Origin of the sequence: Mesorhizobium sp. M2A.F.Ca.ET.039.01.1.1 (genome assembly GCF_003998035.1) — a bacterium.
Taxonomy (GTDB): Bacteria; Pseudomonadota; Alphaproteobacteria; order Rhizobiales; family Rhizobiaceae; genus Mesorhizobium.
The window spans coordinates 1-1,027 of sequence record NZ_RZRY01001262.1 but is presented as its reverse complement, the minus strand read 5'-3'; the positions used below and the strand labels follow the sequence as shown (position 1 = coordinate 1,027).

At 63.1% G+C, this 1,027-nt stretch carries 2 protein-coding genes; one reads left to right on the top strand and one right to left on the bottom strand.

Going from position 1 to position 1,027, the window contains the following annotated elements; all coding sequences use genetic code 11:
* The first annotated feature begins 116 nt into the window (after window positions 1–116).
* Entirely contained in the window at window positions 117–869 is a 753-nt protein-coding gene (locus EOA24_RS39145; RefSeq protein ID WP_127410889.1) for a DUF502 domain-containing protein, read from the top strand.
* Here the strand turns inward: EOA24_RS39145 and EOA24_RS39140 are convergent.
* Window positions 821–1,027: hypothetical protein (locus EOA24_RS39140; RefSeq protein WP_133374983.1), on the bottom strand; the 207-nt coding region annotated here is incomplete at its 5' end. The genes EOA24_RS39145 and EOA24_RS39140 overlap by 49 nt on opposite strands.

The window sequence follows — 1,027 nt, the reverse complement described above, 5'->3', positions numbered from 1 at the left end:
GTGGAATAGCGGGTTATGCGGCGTTCGCTCCGGCGTAGATTCTAAAAACTTCGCAGTTCCAAACCGGCTCGCGGTTCACTAATCTCTGCGCCGCAACATGCGCCGCGGTGAGCCCCATGTCCGACGCCCTGAAGACCTCTGGCATGACCCGGCTGAGGAATTACTTCCTGACGGGGTTCGTCGTCTGTGCGCCCCTGGCGATCACGGCCTATATCGCCTGGTCGCTGATCGGCTGGGTGGATTCCTGGGTGAAGCCCTACATCCCCGTCCGCTACAATCCCGATACCTATCTGCCGTTCCCGGTTCCGGGCTTCGGGCTGATTGTGGCGCTGGTGCTGATCACGCTGATCGGTTTCCTGACCGCCAACATCGTCGGCCGCGCCATCGTCAATTTCGGCGAGCGGCTGCTGGGTCGCATGCCGCTGGTGCGCGGCATCTATGGCTCGCTGAAGCAGATTTTCGAGACCGTGCTGTCGAACAAGGGCGACATGTTCCGCCAGGTCGGCTTGGTCGAATATCCGCGCAAAGGCGTCTGGTCGCTGGTTTTCGTCGCCAGCGAGAAGGAAACCGAGATCAACCAGAAGCTCGATCAGGAAGGCGATCCGCTGATTGCGGTGTTCATGCCGTGCACGCCGAACCCGACCACCGGATTCCTGATGTATGTGCACAAATCCGAGATCGTGCTGCTCGACATGTCGATCGAGGACGGCGCCAAGCTGATCGTCTCGGCAGGCATGGTGGCCCCTGAAGTCAAGGCCAAGCTGGTGACGCCGAATGGCGAACCCGTCGAAGGTGGTCTCGCCAACCCGCCGCTTGGCGCTCAGCCGGCGCGCAGCAGCCGTACCGCCTCGTCGCGGCCGAACAGGTAAAGCAACAGGCGCAGCGCCTCGCCGCGTTCGGACTGCAGTTCCGGGTCGCGCGACAGGATCAGCCGCGCGTCGTCGCGTGCTGCCTCCAGCAGGTCGGCATGGAATTCGATCCGAGCGACCTGGAAGCCGGGCGTGCCGGACTGGCGGGTGCCGAGCAA

Coding starts and splice junctions, on each gene's coding strand:
- EOA24_RS39145 (WP_127410889.1), top strand. CDS start 117: ATGTCCGACGCCCTGAAGACCTCTGGCATGACCCGGCTGAGGAATTAC.